This is a genomic window from Micromonospora sp. NPDC047730 (genome assembly GCF_043204765.1).
GTDB lineage: Bacteria > Actinomycetota > Actinomycetes > Mycobacteriales > Micromonosporaceae > Micromonospora.
On the sequence record NZ_JBIDCU010000003.1, the window covers coordinates 210,858 to 225,315 of the forward strand.

General features: G+C 73.7%; 9 protein-coding genes. 1 reads left to right on the forward strand and 8 read right to left on the reverse strand.

What is annotated here, in order from left to right; all coding sequences use genetic code 11:
- Positions 1-149 precede the first annotated feature (149 nt).
- Together rho and thrB are read right to left on the reverse strand one after the other, a co-directional pair.
- Positions 150-2,180 carry a transcription termination factor Rho gene (gene rho, locus ACGF5G_RS10275; RefSeq protein WP_393261048.1) on the reverse strand — a complete coding sequence of 677 codons (2,031 nt, stop codon included), beginning with the start codon at positions 2,178-2,180 and terminating at the stop codon, positions 150-152.
- Between the two features lie 294 nt (positions 2,181-2,474).
- On the reverse strand, positions 2,475-3,419 hold the full coding sequence (gene thrB, locus ACGF5G_RS10280; RefSeq protein ID WP_393261051.1) for a homoserine kinase: 945 nt from the start codon (positions 3,417-3,419) through the stop codon (positions 2,475-2,477).
- A 138-nt stretch (positions 3,420-3,557) separates the two neighbouring features.
- Here thrB and ACGF5G_RS10285 point away from each other — a divergent pair, with 138 nt between their 5' ends.
- A complete protein-coding gene (locus ACGF5G_RS10285; protein ID WP_393261054.1) occupies positions 3,558-4,127 on the forward strand; it encodes a hypothetical protein in 570 nt (189 codons plus the stop codon).
- Between the two features lie 12 nt (positions 4,128-4,139).
- Here ACGF5G_RS10285 and ACGF5G_RS10290 read toward each other — a convergent pair whose 3' ends face one another.
- The 6 genes from ACGF5G_RS10290 to argS form a co-directional block, all read right to left on the reverse strand.
- Positions 4,140-5,384, reverse strand: a complete 1,245-nt coding sequence (locus ACGF5G_RS10290) for an MFS transporter (RefSeq protein WP_350703628.1) — start codon at positions 5,382-5,384, stop codon at positions 4,140-4,142.
- Positions 5,385-5,499: 115 nt separating this feature from the next.
- On the reverse strand, positions 5,500-8,784 hold the full coding sequence (locus tag ACGF5G_RS10295; RefSeq protein WP_393261056.1) for an efflux RND transporter permease subunit: 3,285 nt from the start codon (positions 8,782-8,784) through the stop codon (positions 5,500-5,502).
- 126 nt (positions 8,785-8,910) lie between these two features.
- Positions 8,911-9,960, reverse strand: coding sequence for a threonine synthase (gene thrC, locus ACGF5G_RS10300; RefSeq protein ID WP_393261058.1), 1,050 nt, complete (start codon positions 9,958-9,960; stop codon positions 8,911-8,913).
- Between the two features lie 116 nt (positions 9,961-10,076).
- Positions 10,077-11,390: a homoserine dehydrogenase gene (locus ACGF5G_RS10305; protein ID WP_393261661.1), complete on the reverse strand. Its 1,314-nt coding sequence runs from the start codon at positions 11,388-11,390 to the stop codon at positions 10,077-10,079.
- Between the two features lie 8 nt (positions 11,391-11,398).
- Positions 11,399-12,784, reverse strand: a complete 1,386-nt coding sequence (gene lysA / locus ACGF5G_RS10310) for a diaminopimelate decarboxylase (RefSeq protein WP_393261061.1) — start codon at positions 12,782-12,784, stop codon at positions 11,399-11,401.
- Position 12,785: 1 nt separating this feature from the next.
- Complete coding sequence (argS, locus tag ACGF5G_RS10315) at positions 12,786-14,450, reverse strand: arginine--tRNA ligase (protein ID WP_393261063.1); 1,665 nt, start codon at positions 14,448-14,450, stop codon at positions 12,786-12,788.
- Between the last annotated feature and the right edge of the window lie 8 nt (positions 14,451-14,458).

Consider the following 14,458-nt stretch of genomic DNA (forward strand, 5'->3'; position numbering starts at 1 on the left):
AGATGACGCGCGCGACGGGGCGTGGTGACCGAATGCGACTGTCGTGGGCAGACGGACGGCGGGCGGGCGAACGACAAGGGGTGCCCGGGAACGCGAGAAGGGCACGGCCGCGTGGCCGTGCCCTTCTCGTCGGTCTCACCCGGGGAGGGTCACTCCCCCGGCGTCGACTTGGCGATCTGCATCAGGAACTCGATGTTGGTGCGGGTCTGCTTGAGCTTGTCGAGCAGCAGGTCCAGCGCCGCCTGCGAGTCCAGCGAGTGCAGCACCTTGCGGAGCTTGTGGATGATGGCCAGCTCCTCCGGCGCGAGCAGGATCTCCTCCTTGCGCGTGCCGGACGGGTGGATGTCGATGGCCGGGAAGGTGCGCTTGTCGGCGATCTTCCGGTCCAGCTTCAGCTCCGCGTTGCCGGTGCCCTTGAACTCCTCGAAGATGACCGTGTCCGCCATGGACCCGGTCTCCACCAGCGCGGTGGCGAGGATGGTCAGCGAGCCGCCGTTCTCGATGTTGCGGGCCGCACCCAGGAAGCGCTTCGGCGGGTAGAGCGCGGTGGAGTCGATACCACCCGACATGATCCGGCCGCTAGCCGGCGCCGCCAGGTTGTACGACCGACCGAGCCGGGTCACCGAGTCGAGCAGCACGACCACGTCGTGGCCCAGCTCGACCAGGCGCTTCGCCCGCTCGATCGCCAGCTCCGCCACCGTGGTGTGGTCCTGCGGCGGACGGTCGAACGTCGCCGCGATGACCTCACCCTTCACCGACCGCTGCATGTCGGTGACCTCTTCGGGGCGCTCGTCCACCAGCACCACCATCAGGTGGCACTCCGGGTTGTTGTGCGTGATCGCGTTCGCGATGGCCTGCAGCACCATCGTCTTGCCCGCCTTCGGCGGCGACACGATCAGCGCGCGCTGGCCCTTGCCGAGCGGCATGACCAGGTCGATCACCCGGGTGGTGAGGATGTGCGGCTCGGTCTCCAGCCGCAGCCGCTCCTGCGGGTAGAGCGGGGTGAGCTTGTAGAACTCCGGCCGACGCTTCGCCTCGTCCGGCTCCATCCCGTTGATGGTGTCCAGCCGCACCAGCGGGTTGTACTTGTCCCGCCGCTGCTCGCCGTCGCGCGAAGCGCGCACCGCACCGGTGATGGCGTCACCGCGCCGCAGACCGTACTTCTTGATCTGGGACATCGAGACGTAGACGTCGTTCGGGCCGGCCAGGTAGCCGGTGGTCCGCACGAAGGCGTAGTTGTCGAGCACGTCGATGATGCCGGCCACCGGGACGAGCACGTCGTCCTCGCCGACCTGCGGCTCGCGCCCGCCCTCGCCGCCGCCCTCGGCCCGCTCGCCACGGCCGCGGCGACGGTCCCGGAACCGGCTGCGCCGGCCGCGCCGGCCGCCGCCCTCGCCGTCGTCGTCACCGTCGGCGTCGCGCTCGGCGCGCTGGCCCCGGTCGCCCCGCTCGTTGCGGTCGCCCCGCTCGGCGCGCTCGTTGCGGTCGCCCCGCTCGCCACGCTCGGCCCGCTCGTTACGGTCGCCCCGCTCGGCCCGCTCGCCACGCTCGGCCCGTTCGCCGCGCTCCGCGCGGTCGGCCCGCTCGGCACGGTCGCCGCGCTCGGCACGCTCCGCGCCACGCTCCGCACGCTCGGCCCGCTCGCCACGCTCAACGCGCTCCGCACGCTCGCGGCCACGGCCCTCGGCCCGGTCGGCACGCTCGCCGGCCTCGGCCTCCTCCGTGCGGGTCTCCGCGGGACGGGCCTCGGCGGCCCGCGCCTCGGCGGCGGCGGCCCGGCTGCGCCGGGTCCGGGGACGAGCCTCGGTCTCGACGGGCGCCGGCTCCGCCGGGGCCTGCTCCGCGGCCCGCCGCTCGGCCTTGGGCCGCTCGGTGGTCTCGCGGACCTCGGCGTGGACCTCTTCACGGGCGGGAGCGGCGGCGGCCGCGACCTCGGCCCGCGGTCGAGGGGTCCCGGCGGTGGCACCGCCCTGCCGCTCGGAGATCGCGCTGATCAGCTCGCCCTTGCGCATCCGAGCCGTGCCCGAGATGCCGAGCGACGCAGCCAGGCTCTGCAGCTCCGGCAGCAGCATCGCCGACAGGCCGGTGCCGCTGCGCCGACGACGGGCGGGGGCGGCGGCGGTGGTGGCATCGCCAGCGACGTTGGAAACATCCGACGTCACGTCGGTGGTGTCGCTCAATGGATTCCTTCCCTCGATAGGCCGGGACTGCCCGGGGTCGAAACAAGGTGGCCGGGCGGCCTCGGTGCACCCGCCTCGCATGGACGCGTCGCGGGAGTCTGTGACACAGCAGCCGGTCGGTTTCCCGACTCACCGACGTCGGTGAGCAGGTCTCGCCGTCTGCGGCGACCTGTGAAGACTGCGGTGCGGCGTGGGCCTAAGCAGGGGTGACGGGCTGACCGCCGAAAGCTTCGGGGGTGCGCCGACCCGCAGGAAGATCGCATGCTTCGCGGCTGTGCTAAGTCTAGAGCGTAATCAACTCTTCCGACCTGCGGCAACAGGGTCCCGCTCCGCGTGTCCGAGTCTACCCCGGGCAACCCGTGCTCCGTGCCCGTCCGGGTCCAACCGCCAGACCTGCCAGTCTGTTCCCGGATCATAGCCTTCCGGCAACCCGTCCAGGGCCAGGACGGTCGGCCCGGCCCCACTGATCACAGCGGCCACACCGGCCTCACGCAACGCCCTGACCAGGGCGGCGCTGCCCGGCATCCCCTCCGCGCGGTAGTCCTGGTGCAGCCGGTCGACGGTGGCCGGCAGCAGCAGCGCCGGCTCGGCGGTCATCGCGTGCACCAGCAGCGCGGCGCGTCCGGCGTTCAGCGCCGCGTCCCCGTGCGGCACGGCGGCCGGCAGGGCGGCCCGCGCCGCCGCCGTCAGGCCGCGCTCCTGAGGCACGAAGACCGTCGGCCGTACGCCGGCGGCGACCGGCAGCGACACCGCCCGGGCCCCGGACGGCTCCGTCCAGGCCAGCGTGAAGCCGCCGAGCAGGCAGGGCGCCACATTGTCCGGATGGCCCTCGATCCCGGCGGCGAGCCGCAGCGCGGCGGCGTCGTCCAGCCGGGTCTCCCCTTCGGTCACCAGCGCCCGGGCGAGCAGCACGCCGGCGACGATCGCGGCCGACGAGGAGCCCAGCCCCCGGGCCTGCGGGATGCGGTTGACACACTCCACCGCCAGGCCCGCCGGCTGGCCGCCCAGCGCCTCGAAGGTCGCCCGCATGGCGCGCACCACGAGGTGCCGGTCGTCGGTCGGCAGCTCCCCGGCGCCCTGCCCCGTCACGGCCACCGTGACGCCCCCCGCCGTGACCTCGGCGGCCACGTCGTCGTAGAGGGCCAGGGCGAGCCCCAGGGCGTCGAAGCCCGGCCCCAGGTTGGCGCTGGTGGCGGGAACCCGGACCCGGACCGGACCGGAGGCGAATGTCGTCGGCACTGGCTCATGCTAGGGCTCCGCACCGACGTCGCGGCCGTCCGCCCGCCGGGTGGGACGGGGCCGCCGCGGCACCGCGCGGGTGATCCGGCCCGGTGCCGTTCCGCTAGCCTGACCCGACCGACGACGACGGGAGGCAGCGTGCTCGGACACGTGGCGATGATGGTGGCCACGCAGGCGCCCACGGTGCTGGTGTTGCTGGTCGGCCTCGTGCTGACCGTGACGGCGGGGCGTCGGCTGCCCCGACGGCCCCGGCTGCTGGCCCTGTTCGGCCTCGGCGTGCTGCTCGTCAGCTCGGTGCTCACCCTCGCCTGGGTCCTGCTGGCCCCCCGCCTGATCGACGGCACCTTCGGATCTTCCGACGGCGAGGACTTCGGGTGGTTCGGGTATTCCGACGACGACGCCGGCTTCGGGTGGCGCGAGTTCCAGCTGATGAACACGGCGTACAGCGTGGTGATGGCCCTGGCGTACCCCCTCGGGCTGGGCCTGGTGATCGCGGCGGTGCTCACCGGGCGGCGGGCGACCGGCCCAGCGGCCGCCCCCGCGGGCGGATGGCCGCCCGCCGGGCCCGCGCCGACCCCCGGGCCCGCGCCGACCGCAGCCGGGCAGCCCACGCCGGGGTGGCCCACGGCGGTCCCCGGTCACGCGCCGACACAGTGGGACGGCCTGCCCCGGCCGGATGCGCCCACGGGCGGGGCGGGACAGCGCTGACCGGCGGGCGGGTCAGCGGGCCGGGGTCGGGTCCGGCTCCGCGACGGGGTCGGTGAGCGAGAGCCGGCGGGTGGCGATCCGCCAGCCGACCGCGTAGACCAGCGTGACCAGGCCGCAGCCGGCCAGCACCACCCGCTCGTCCACCGTGTCCACCACGGCCGCCACCACGAGCTGGCTGACCGAGATGGCCAGGGTCGCCAGCATCATGTCGGTGGCGAAGACCCGGCCCCGCAACCGGTCGGGCACCTCGCCCTGGAGGGCGAAGTTCGACATCACCCAGTTGCTGCCACCGGCGAAGTGGGCGACGAAGACCAGGGCCAGCACCAGCGGGAACCAGTCGACGACCGAGATGCCGAGGTAGGCCAGGCCGTAGAGGGACATGGACAGCGCCAGCCCGGACAGCAGCCAGGCCCGGTTGTTCAGCACCCGACGCATCAGGATCGGCCCGACCAGCGCACCCGCCCCGCGGACCGCGAAGAGCAGCCCGGTGCCGACCGGCCCCACGCCGTACACCGCGGCGAGCAGTGGGAAGACCGTCAGCACGCCGTTGCCCAGGCCGACCGCGCTCTTCACGGTGACCAGCCCCAGCACCCTCGGCCGGTGCCCGATGTAGCCCAGCGCCTCGCGGATCGCCGCCCAGGTCTGTTGCGCCGGTCGCCCGGCGTCGCGCGGGGCCTGCAACGGCCGGCGGATCAGCGTGGCCAGGCCCGCCGCGGCCGCCAGGCCGACCACCCCCACCCAGAAGCAGGCGTACGGGCCGACGGCGGCGCTGAGCACGCCACCGAGCGAGGCGCCGACGATGGTCATCGTGCCCCAGGCCGACCCGGCGACGGCGTTGCCCGCGGCCAGCTCGTCGGGGTCGAGGACGTTGGGCAGGGCGGCCTGCGCCGCTGGGGAGTAGAACGCCTTGGCCACCGCCACCACGCCGATCCCGACCATCGCCAGCCAGGCCGTGCCGGCGCTGCGCACCCCGAGCAGCAGGAGCACGCCGAACAGGGCCGCGACGTTGGCCGCGATCATGATCTTGCGCCGGTCGAACCGGTCGGCGACCGTGCCCGTGTAGGGCAGCAGCAGCGCCACGATGCCGGTGTCCACGGCGAGCACCAGGGCCCCCCACACGCCGCTGCCGGTCAGGTCCGGCAGGAGCACCAGCAGCGGCACCATGACGAACCAGTCGGCGCCGAAGACCACCAGCTCGGCCAGGACGAGGTTGCGGAAGTTCCGGTTGCGGGCGAGGACCGAGAAGGTGGACGGCACGTCCGGACCCTACCGGGCGGCGGCCGGCGCGCCACGGCGTCCGGCGGGTACCTGACCGAACGCGGACGCCCCCGGCGGGCGGAACCGGCCGGGGGCGTCCACGGAGGTACGGGCGCTACTCGGCCGGTGGCAGCGGCGACCTGCGGCTCTTCGGCAGCCGCAGCACCTCGAACTGATCCGTGCCGTCCACCAGCGCAGCCGACGGCGCCGGCCGGGCGGCCCCCTCCGCGCCGGCCGACGGCGCCGCGGGCACCGAAACCGGCTCGCCGGCCCGCTCCGTCCCGGCGTCCCGGACGCCGGCGGCGGGGGCGGCGGGGGCCGCCGGAGTCGCGCCGCCGGACCGGCGCGCCCGCCAGGAGCGGATGCTCTCCTTGGTGTGCTCCACCATCGTGTAGAGCGTCGGCACCAGGATCAGGGTGAGCAGCGTCGAGCTGAGCAGACCACCGATCACCACGATCGCCAGCGGCTTGGAGATGAAGCCGCCCTCCCCGGTGAGGCCGAACGCCATCGGCAGCAGCGCGAAGATGGTGGCGACCGCGGTCATCAGGATCGGCCGCAGCCGGCGCCGGCCGCCCTCGACCACCGCCTCCCGGACCCCCATGCCCTGCGCCCGGTACTGGTTGATCAGGTCGAGCAGCACGATCGCGTTGGTCACCACGATGCCGACCAGCATGAGCACGCCGATCAGCGCCGGCACGCCCAGCGGGGTGCCGGTGGCCAGCAGCAGGCCGATCGCGCCGGTCGCCGCGAACGGGATGGAGATCAGCAGGATCAGCGCCTGGGTCAGGCTGCGGAACGTCGCCACCATGATCAGGAAGACGATCGCGATGGCCGCGAGCACGGCCAGGCCCAGGTCGGCAAACGCCTCCTCCTGGTCGGCGCTGACGCCGCCGATGGCGAAGGTCGCCCCCGGAACGTCGATGGCGTCCAGCTTCTTCTGCAGCTCCTGGGTGGTGGCGCCGAGGTTGGAGCCGGTGGCCGTACCGGTCACCGAGACGCTGCGCTCACCCTCGATCCGGGTCACCTGCTGCGGCCCCTCGGCCACGGTGACGTCGGCGATGTCGTCCAGCTTCACCGGCCCCACCGGCAGCGCGCGCAGCTCCTCGACGGAGACCGGCACCTTGCCCGCGAACCGCAGCACCACATCCCGCTGCCCGCCGTCCAGGGTCACCTGGCCCAGCGGCGCGCCCCGGAACGCCTGCGCCACCAGCTGGCCGACGGCGGCCTCGGTGAGCCCGGCCCGGCCGGCGGCGACCCGGTCGACGGTGACGTCGACGCGCGGCACCCGGGTGGCGAGGCTGGTGGAGACGTCCGCCACGCCCGCCACCCCGGCCATCGCCGCCCGGACCTCCTCCGCTGCCCGGTTCAGCGCCTCCGGGTCGGTGGCCTGGACGACCACCTCCAACTGGTTGGCGGCGGCCCCGCCCTGCCCGGCCCCGAAGCTGACCTCGCCGACGGCCGCGCCGAGCGCGTCGATTTCCCGGCGCAGGACCTCCCGCATCTCCTTGGCGTCGGTCTCGCCACCGAGGGCCAGCGACCAGGTGGCGACGTTGTTGCCGCCGCCCGCGAACGGGTTGTCGCCACCGCCCGCCGTCACCTGGTACGTCTCGATGCCGTCGGTCCGCTCCAACACCGCCTCGATCTGGCGCGCCGCCGCGTCGGTGCCGGCCAGCCCGGTGCCCGCCGGCAGCTCCTGCGTCATGCTCAGCGTGTCCTGGCCGGAGTCGTCGATGAAGTTGGTCTCCAGCTGACGGGACAGGCCGAACGTGCCGAACAGCACGAGCACGCCGAGCCCCAGGGTGATCCAGCGGGTGGCCCGCTTGCGGGTGGCGAACCCGATCACCGGCAGGTACGCCCGCTGCAACGGGCTGCGCAGCTCCTTCTCCTCCGCCGCCCGGCGCACCGCGGCGTCGTCCACGGTGCCGCCGGAGGGCTTGAGGAACCAGTACGCGAGCACCGGGATGACGGTCAGCGAGACCAGCAGCGAGGCGAGCAGGGCCACGGTGACCGTGATCGCGAACGGCGCGAACAGCTGCCCGACGAAGCCGCCCACCAGCGCGATCGGCGCGAAGACGGCCACCGTGGTGAGGGTGGACGCGGTCACCGCGCCGGCCACCTCGCGGACGGCGGCGAGGATCGCCTCGCGCTTCGGCTCGCCGTACTCCAGGTGTCGCTTGATGTTCTCCAGCACGACGATCGAGTCGTCGACCACCCGGCCGACCGCGATGGTGAGCGCGCCGAGGGTGAGCAGGTTCAGCGAGTAGTCGCCGACCCAGAGCGCGATCAGGGCGACCACCACCGAGAGCGGGATGGAGACCGCGGTGACCACGGTGGAGCGGATCGACAGCAGGAAGACCAGGATGACGATGACGGCCATGACCAGGCCCAGCAGGCCCTCGGTGGTCAGGCTCTCGATCGACTTCTCGACGAACGGCGCCTGGTCGAAGACCACGGTCAGCTCGGCGCCGGAGGCCTCCCGCAGCTCGGCCAGCCGGTCCCGGATCTCGTGGGAGATCTCCACCGCGTTGCCGTCGGGGGCCGCGGTGACGGCGATGCCGAGGCTGTCCCTGCCGTTGGTCCGGGTGAGCGCGGTGGCCGGGGCGGCCTGCTGTTCGACGGTGGCCACGTCGCCGAGGCGGACCGGGGCGGCCTTCCCCGCCGCCGGCGCGACGACGATGCCGCGCAGGTCGTCCAGCGTGGCGAGCGGGGTCCCCACCTGCACCGGCAGCGCCCGGGTGCCGTCGGCCACCGCGCCGGCCGGCACCGTCACGCCGTTGGTCTTCAGCGCGGCGCCGATCGCGGCCGGCTGGAGCTTCGTCGCGGCCAGCTTCGCCGGATTCGGGGTGACCACCACGACGTCGTCCCGGGCACCGGTCACGTCGACCGACCGGACCCCCTCGATCGCCTCCAGCTCCGGCACGACCGCACCACGCAGCTTCTCCGCGAGGGCGCGCTGGTCGGCGCCGCCGGACGCGGCGAGCACCACGGCCGGCAGGTCGTCCGTGCTGCCGGCGATGACCTGCGGGTCGACCCCCTCCGGCAGCTGCGTGTCGATCCGGTTGAGCGCGGTCTCCATCTTGTTGACCACGTCGTCCAGGTCGGTGCCGAACTCGTACTGCACCTGGATGGTCGTCGAGCCCTCGCGCGAGGTCGAGGTGACCCTGTCCAGGCCGGGGATGCCCTGGAGGCTGTTCTCGATCGGCTCGGTGACCTGCGACTCGACGACCTCCGGGCCGGCGCCCGGGTACGCCGCCACGATGAACGCGGCCGGGAACTCCAGCGACGGCAGGAGTTGCTGCTTCAGCGACGGCACGGCGAACGCTCCGAACGCCGTGGTCACCACCGCGATGAGGGCGATCAGCCCTCGATTGGCGAGGCTGAATCTGGCGAGCACCGACATCGGCGTGACTCACTCCTGGAGAGAGGACGGTTGCGGGGCGCAACAAGTCTCCCGCACCCGCTGCGGCGCGCACCGGCCGCCCCCGCTCCCGGTCCCGCCCACAGGACGGGCGGGACCGGGCGTGGTTCAGGCCAGGTCGAGCGAGCGGGCGGCGGCCAGCGGGTCGTTGGCGATGGTGATCGGAGCGGGAGCGGTGGAGATGGCCCACTCCGGGTCCTTCAGGCCGTGCCCGGTGACCGTGCAGACGACCGTCGAGCCGGCCGGGATCCTGCCGGCGGCGGCCTGCTGGAGCAGGCCGGCCACGCTGGCCGCGCTGCCCAGCTCGACGAAGACCCCGACCTCGCGGGCCAGCAGCCGGTACGCGGCCAGGATCTCCCGGTCGGTGACGGCGGCGATCAGCCCGCCGGAGGAGTCCCGGGCGTCCAGCGCCCTGGTCCAGCTCGCCGGGTTGCCGATCCGGATCGCGGTGGCGATCGTGGACGGCTCGCGGACCACCTGGCCGGTGACGATCGGCGCCGCGCCGGCCGCCTGGAAGCCGTACATCTTCGGGGCCCGGGTGGCGTTGCCGTCCCGCAGCTCCTCCGAGTAGCCCATCCAGTAGGCGGAGACGTTGCCGGCGTTACCGACCGGCAGGCAGTGGATGTCGGGGGCGTCGCCGAGCGCCTCGACGATCTCGAACGCGGCCGTCTTCTGGCCGTGCAGCCGGTCGATGTTGACCGAGTTGACCAGGGCGACCGGGTAGTCCTGGGCGAGCTTCGCCGCCAGCGACAGGCAGTCGTCGAAGTTGCCCTGCACCTGGAGCAGCTTCGCGCCGTGCACCAGCGCCTGGGCCAGCTTGCCCAGCGCGATCTTGCCCTGCGGCACGAGCACGGCGCAGGTCAGGCCGGCGCGGGCCGCGTACGCCGCCGCGGACGCGCTGGTGTTACCGGTGGAGGCGCAGATGATCGCCTTGTTGCCGGCCTCGACCGCCTTGGAGACCGCGAGCGTCATGCCCCGGTCCTTGAACGAGCCGGTGGGGTTGGCCCCCTCCACCTTCAGGTGGACGTCGCAGCCGAGCCGGGCGGAGAGCACCGGCGCGGGCAGCAGCGGGGTGTTCCCCTCGTGCAGGGTCACGACGGGCGTGGCGTCGGTGACCGGCAGCCGGTCCCGGTACGCGTCGATCAGACCCCGCCACATGTCGCTCTCCTCGCTCTATCGCCCCACTGGGCCGGGGGCACCGTCAGCGTGGACCAGCCTGCCTGGCCCGCCCGCGGCGCACCCGTCGTTAACCACCTGACGAGACGCGAACGCCGTCACGCCCCGCCCTCGACCCGCAAAACGCTCGCCACCGACCGGACGATCTCCAGCCCGCGCAGCTCGCCGACGGTGGCGGCGAGCGCCGCGTCCGGGGCCACGTGGGTGACGATGACCAGGTCCGCGTCCTCGCCCCGGCCGGCCGCGTCGCCGCCCGCCGGGCCCTGCCGCACGGTGGCGATCGAGACGTCGTGCCGGGCGAAGACGCCGGCCACCGCCTCCAGCACGCCCGGCCGGTCCGCCACGTCCAGGCTGATGTGGTAGCGGGTGAGCGCCTCCCCCATCGGCCGGACCGGCAGGTCGGCGTACGCGGACTCGCTGGCCGAGCGCACCCCGGCGAGCCGGTTGCGGGAGACCGCCACCACGTCGCCGAGGACCGCGCTGGCGGTCGGCGCACCACCGGCGCCCCGCCCGTAGAACATCAGCTGCCCGGCCGCCTCGGCCTCGACGAAGACCGCGTTGAACGCGTCGCCGACGCCGGCCAGCGGGTGGGTCAGCGGGATCATCGCCGGGTGCACCCGCACGCTGACCGTCTCCCGGCCGGCGGCGTCGGCGCCCCGGGCGGCGATGCAGAGCAGCTTGATGGTGCAGCCCATCGCCTTGGCGCTGGCCACGTCGGCGGCGGTGACCTCGGTGATGCCCTCCCGGTGCACGTCGGCCGCGCCCACCCGGGTGTGGAACGCCAGCGAGGCGAGGATGGCCGCCTTGGCCGCCGCGTCGAAGCCCTCCACGTCGGCGGTCGGGTCGGCCTCGGCGTACCCCAGCTCGGTGGCCTCCTCGAGCGCCTCCGCGAAGCCGGCGCCGGTGGCGTCCATGGCGGAGAGGATGAAGTTGGTGGTGCCGTTGACGATGCCGGTGACCCGGTTGATCCGGTCCCCGTGCAGCGACTCCCGCAGCGGGCGCAGCAGCGGGATCGCCCCGGCGACGGACGCCTCGTAGTAGAGGTCGCCGCCGCCCTCGGCCGCCGCGTCGTGCAGGGCCGCGCCGTCCTCCGCGAGCAGTGCCTTGTTGGCGGTGACCACGCTCTTGCCGGCCCGCAGCGCCTCGACGAGCCAGCTCCGCGCCGGTTCGATGCCGCCGACCACCTCGACCACCACGTCGACGTCGTCGCGCTTGATCAGCCCGAGCGGGTCGGTGGTGAACAGCGCGGGGTCGACCGGGAGGTCGCCCCGGTCGCGGCCGAGACGGCGTACGGCAATGCCGGCGATCTCCAGCGGGGCGCCGATCCGGGCGGCGAGGTCGGCCGACTGCTCGTGCAGCAGCCGGACCACCTCGCTACCGACCGTGCCGCAGCCGAGCAGCGCCAGGCGCACAGGTGACGTCATCCCACATCCAATGCGAGCAGGTCCTCTTCGGTTTCCCGCCGGACGATCAGACGTGCCCGGCCGGCCCGCACCGCGACCACGGGGGGCCGGGGCACGTGGTTGTAGTTGCTGGCCATGCTCCGGCAGTAGGCGCCGGTGCCGGGCACCGCGACAAGATCTCCGGGCTGCACGTCGGCGGGCAGGAATTCATCCTTCACCACGATGTCCCCGGACTCACAATGCTTTCCCACCACGCGGGCGAGCATCGGCTCGGCGGCCGACGCCCGGGAGGCCAGCGTCGCGGAGTAGGACGCGTCGTAGAGCGCGGTGCGGATGTTGTCGCTCATCCCCCCGTCCACGCTCACGTACGTCCGGATCCCGTCGACGTCCTTGACCGTGCCGACCTCGTAGAGGGTGAACACGGCCGGCCCGACGATCGCCCGGCCCGGCTCGATCGACAGGTGCGGCACCGCCAGCCGCTCGGCGGCGCACTCGGACTCGACGATCCGGCGCATCCGCTTCGCCAGGTCCTGCGGCGCGGCCGGGTCGTCCTGGGTCGTGTACGCGATGCCGAAGCCGCCGCCGAGGTCCAGCTCGGGCAACTCCACCCCGCGCGCGTCGCGGATCTGCGCCTGGAGGCCGAGCACCCGACGGGCGGAGACCTCGAAGCCACTGGCGTCGAAGATCTGCGAGCCGATGTGCGAGTGCAGGCCGCGCAGCTCCAGCACGCCCTCGTCGAGCACGCGGAAGGCCGCCTCGGCCGCCGCCCCGCCCGCGAGGGAGAAGCCGAACTTCTGGTCCTCGTGCGCGGTGGCGATGAACTCGTGGGTGTGCGCCTCGACGCCGACGGTGACGCGGATCATCACCTTCGGTCGGACGCCCCGCTCCCGGGCCAGCGCGGTGAGCCGGTCGATCTCGTGGAACGAGTCGAGGATGATCCGCCCGACCCCGGCGTCCAGCGCCCGGGCCAGCTCGCCGACCGACTTGTTGTTGCCGTGGAAGCCGATCCGCTCGGGCGGCATCCCGGCCGACAGCGCGGTGGCCAGCTCACCACCGGTGCACACGTCGAGGTGCAGGCCCTCCTCGGCGATCATCCGAACCACGGCGCGGCAGAGGAACGCCTTGCCCGCGTAGTAGACGTCGACGCCGTCGAAGGCGGTGCGGAAGTCGCGGCAGCGCGAGCGAAGGTCGTCCTCGTCGAGCACGTACACCGCCGTGCCGAACTCGGCCGCGAGGTCGCCGACGCCGAGCCCGGCCACGGTGAGCACCCCGTCGCCGCCACGCGTCACGTTGCGCGGCCAGAGCGCCGGCACCAGCGCGTTGACGTCGACCGGCGTACGCAGCCACGCCGGCCCCCGGCTGCCGATGTCCCCGTGCAGGGCACCGGCCTCATGCGCTCGCATGTCACATCCTCTCGGGGGCGGAGACGCCCAGCAGGCGCAGCCCGTTGGCGATCACGGTGCGGGTGGCGTCGTTCAGCCAGAGCCGGGCGCGGTGCAGGTCGGTGGCCTCCTCGTCGCCGCGCGGCAGGATCCGGCACTCGTCGTAGAACCGGTGGTAGGCCCCGGCCAGCTCCTCCAGGTAGCGCGCCACCCGGTGCGGCCCCCGCAGCTCGGCCGCCGTGGCGACCACGGCGGGGAACTCGGCGAGCGCCTTGAGCAGCTCGTTCTCCTTCTCGTGCCCGAGCAGCTCGGGGCGGAACGCTTCGGCGTCGCCCCGGGTCAGCCCCACCTCGGCCGCGTTGCGGCCCACGCTGGCCGTCCGGGCCGCCACGTACTGGACGTAGTAGACCGGGTTGTCGCGGGTGGCCCGGGTCCACAGCTCGACGTCGATGTCGATCGGGGAGTCGCTGGAGTAGCGGGCCAGCGCGTAGCGGGAGGCGTCGACGCCGATCGCGTCGACCAGGTCCTCCAGGGTCACCACGGTGCCGGCCCGCTTGCTCATCCGGACCGGGGCGCCGTCGCGGACCAGGTTGACCAGCTGGCCGATCAGGATCTCCAGGTTGCGCTCCGGGTCGTCGCCGAAGCACGCGGCCATCGCCTTCATCCGGCCGATGTAGCCGTGGTGGTCGGCGCCCAGCATGATCACGACCCGCTCGAAGCCGCGCTCGCGCTTGTCGAGGTAGTAGGCACAGTCGGCGGCGAAGTACGTCCACTCGCCGTTGGACTTGCGCAGCACCCGGTCCTTGTCGTCGCCGAAGTCGGTGGTGCGCAGCCAGGTCGCGCCGTCGGCCTCGAACGTGTGGCCCTGCTCGCGCAGCCGGTCGAGCGCGTGGTCCAGCTCGCCCCGGTCGTGCAGGTCCTTCTCGTTGAAGTAGGTGTCGAACTCCACCCCGAAGCCGCGCAGCGAGGACTTGATCTCGGCGAACATGAGCTGCACGCCCTCGACCCGGAAGACCTCCTGGGCGGCGGCGTCGTCCAGCTCCAGCACGTCCGGCCGGGCGCCGCGGACGGCGTCGGCGATCTCGGTGATGTACGCCCCGGCGTAGCCGTCCTCGGGGGCCGGCTCGCCCTTCGCGGCGGCGAGCAGGGAACGGGCGAACCGGTCGATCTGGGAGCCGGCGTCGTTGAAATAGTATTCCGTGCCGACATCGGCGCCGGTGGCGCGCAGCAGGCGGCTGAGCGCGTCGCCGACGGCCGCCCAGCGGACGCCGCCGATGTGCACCGGGCCGGTCGGGTTCGCCGAGACGAACTCCAGGTTGATCCGCTGGCCGGCGAGCCGCTCGCTGCGGCCGTACTCCTCGCCGGCCTCGACGATCGTCCGGGCGAGCTGGCCGGCGGCGGCCGCGTCGAGCCGGATGTTGAGGAAGCCCGGGCCGGCGATCTCCACCGACTTGACCCCCGGGGCCCGCCCGAGCTGCTCGGCGAGGGCGGTGGCCAGCTCGCGCGGCGGGACGCCCACCTTCTTGCTGAGCTGGAGCGCCAGCGTCGAGGCGTAGTCGCCGTGCTCGGGGTTGCGAGGTCGCTCCACCGCCGTGGAGTCCGGCAGGGCGGAGCGGTCCAGGCCCCGCTCGGTGAAGACGGCGTGGGCTGCGGAGAGGACGACCTCGGCGAGTTCTGCGGGAGTCACCGATCCAT